Here is a 3,314-nt window from a genome sequence, read left to right on the forward strand (position 1 = left end):
GGGAAACAGGGGCTGTTTGTTGTTGGGGTTGGCGGCCACCTACTCTCCCGGGTGTGACCCCAGTACCATCGGCGCAGCCGGGCTTAACTTCTCTGTTCGGGATGGGAAGAGGTGCTCACCGGCGCCATAGCCGCCATTCTCTTGACCCGGTTTCTATGCGGGTGTGATGGCTATGATCAGTTCTTGTATGGTTTGACTAGTTGGAAGAGAAAAAAGCGGCAGACACGAGCAAGGCCAAGGGGCGGGCCGGGGTTGGCCGGATGTGCTGTGCACGGGTGAGAACGCGCTCGGGCAATTAGTACCGCTCGGCTTTGGTATTTCGACCTTTACACCTGCGGCCTATCAACGTCATCGTCTCTGACGGCCCTTAAGGGAGATCTCATCTTGGGGCGGGTTTCGCACTTAGATGCTTTCAGCGCTTATCCCGTCCGAGCGTAGCTACCCTGCGCTGCGGCTGGCGCCACAACAGGTCCACCAGAGGCTCGTCCATCCCGGTCCTCTCGTACTAAGGACAGAACCCCTCAAATCTCCGACGCCCACAACAGATAGGGACCGAACTGTCTCACGACGTTCTGAACCCAGCTCGCGTGCCACTTTAATCGGCGAACAGCCGAACCCTTGGGACCTTCTCCAGCCCCAGGACGTGACGAGCCGACATCGAGGTGCCAAACCTCCCCGTCGATATGAGCTCTTGGGGGAGATCAGCCTGTTATCCCCAGAGTACCTTTTATCCTTTGAGCGATGGCCCTTCCATGCGGAACCACCGGATCACTATATCCGCCTTTCGGCCCTGCTCGGCTTGTAGGCCTCACAGTCAAGCTCCCTTCTGCTATTGCGCTCTGCGTACGGTTACCAAGCGTACTGAGGGAACCTTTGAAAGCCTCCGTTATTATTTTGGAGGCGACCACCCCAGTCAAACTACCCACCAAGCACGGTCCCCGACTTTGTCGGGTTAGGCGCCAAGCAACTCAAGGGCCGTATTTCAAGGAAGAATCCACGACGCCTGGCGACGCCGCTTCACATTCTCCGGCCTATCCTACACATGAGTTACCCAGCGTCAATGCTAAGCTATAGTAAAGGTTCATGGGGTCTTTCCGTCCCGTTGCGGGTACTCGGCATCTTCACCGAGACTACAATTTCACCGAGCTCACGGCTGAGACAGCGCCCAGATCGTTACACCATTCGTGCAGGTCGGAACTTACCCGACAAGGAATTTCGCTACCTTAGGACCGTTATAGTTACGGCCGCCGTTTACCGGGGCTTCGATTCAATGCTTCGCCTTGCGGCTAACATCCCCTCTTAACCTTCCGGCACCGGGCAGGTGTCAGGCCTTATACGTCATCTCTCGATTTAGCAAAGCCATGTGTTTTTGTTAAACAGTCGCCTGGGCCTTTTCACTGCGGCTTCTTGCATTGCTGCAAGGAAGCGCCCCTTCTCCCGAAGTTACAGGGCCATTTTGCCGAGTTCCTTGGCCGTGATTCACTCGAGCACCTTAGGATTCTCTCCTCGACCACCTGTGTCGGTTTGCGGTACGGGCGGCCATGCATTTAAACGCTTAGCGGGTTTTCTAGGGAGCCGGCTTAGGGACACTATCTCCGCGCCCGGGGGCTTGGAGTACTATCAGCTTTCAGCTAGCCCGGCGTACTTCACTACCGGGCCACTACCTACGGCCTTCAACGCACTATTCCGTCAGTGCGCGGTCCTTTCACTTCTCCGTCACCGCATCGCTATGCATAGCCGGTACTGGAATATTAACCAGTTGTCCATCGACCTGCGCTTTCGCCTCGGCCTTAGGTCCCGACTAACCCTGATCCGATTAGCGTTGATCAGGAAACCTGGGTCTTTCGGTGTGCGGGTTTCTCGCCCGCATTATCGTTACTTATGCCTACATTTGCTTTTCCAAGCGCTCCAACGCCCCTTGCCGGGACGCCTTCTTTGCCCTTGGAATGCTCCCCTACCAGTGGACAGATCTCAGGAGATCTGTTCAATCCGCAGCTTCGGTGCCATGCTTGATGCCCGATTATTATCGATGCCCTGTCGCTCGACCAGTGAGCTGTTACGCACTCTTTAAAGGAATGGCTGCTTCCAAGCCAACCTCCTGGCTGTCTAAGCAACTGGACCCCCTTTGTTCAACTTAGCATAGACTTTGGGACCTTAGCTGGCGGTCTGGGTTCTTTCCCTCTCGGCGCAGGACCTTAGCACCCTGCGCCTCACTGCCGTGTATATCAAGTGGCATTCGGAGTTCGTCAGGATTCGGTAGGATTTGACTCCCCCTAGTCCTATCGGTAGCTCTACCTCCACATGACTCCACCACGACGCTGCCCCTAAAGGCATTTCGGGGAGTACGAGCTATTTCTCAGTTTGATTGGCCTTTCACCCCTACCCACAGGTCATCCAAATACTTTTCAACGTAAACTGGTTCGGACCTCCAGTTGGTTTTACCCAACCTTCATCCTGCCCATGGGTAGATCACAAAGTTTCGCGTCTACCCCCTCTGACTGTGCGCCCTGTTCAGACTCGCTTTCGCTCCGGCTCCGCGCCTCAAGACGCTTAACCTTGCCAGAGAGGAGTAACTCGTAGGCTCATTATGCAAAAGGCACGCCGTCACCCAACGAATGGGCTCCGACCGCTTGTAGGCGCATGGTTTCAGGATCTGTTTCACCCCCTTATTCAGGGTACTTTTCACCTTTCCCTCACGGTACTGGTTCACTATCGGTCTCTCAGGAGTATTTAGCCTTAGCGGATGGTGCCGCTGGATTCAGGCGGGATTTCTCCGGTCCCGCCCTACTCAGGATACCACTAGGGCCAAGCAGCTTACGCACACGGGACTATCACCCCCTCTGGTCATCCTTCCCAGGATGTTATGCTTCAATACTTGGTCCCACAGCGTGGTCCTACAACCCCGGCCCCGCCGTGACGGGACTGGTTTGGGCTCTTCCGCGTTCGCTCGCCACTACTTGCGGAATCATTGTTATTTTCTCTTCCTCCGGGTACTTAGATGTTTCAGTTCCCCGGGTTCGCCTCCTTTCGGATACTATGTCTTCAACATAGTGGGTTGCCCCATTCGGATACCTGCGGATCACCTGGTATGTGCCCATCCCCGCAGCTTTTCGCAGCTTGTCGCGTCCTTCATCGCCTCTGAGAGCCTAGGCATCCCCCATGCGCCCTTCTCTGCGTTCTCGCCGGTGATCTTACGATCGCCGGCCCGCTTCTTGGGCTGCACTAGAATTACTTCCAGGCAGTCTTACCTTATTTAATGTCTTTGTTTTTCTCTCTCCCATCATGTCAAAGAACTTCTCCTAAAGTGATGCGTC

At 55.3% G+C, this 3,314-nt stretch carries 2 rRNA genes; both read right to left on the minus strand.

The features are described 5' to 3' along the window. Positions 1–26: 26 nt before the first annotated feature. A 5S ribosomal RNA gene (gene rrf / locus K3G39_RS20365) occupies positions 27–138 on the minus strand. Positions 139–275: 137 nt separating this feature from the next. Next, positions 276–3,181: ribosomal RNA gene (locus tag K3G39_RS20370) — 23S ribosomal RNA — on the minus strand. Positions 3,182–3,314: the final 133 nt, after the last annotated feature.

The organism is Pontibacter sp. HSC-14F20 (assembly GCF_019599265.1).
In the GTDB taxonomy this organism is placed as follows: Bacteria; Bacteroidota; Bacteroidia; order Cytophagales; family Hymenobacteraceae; genus Pontibacter.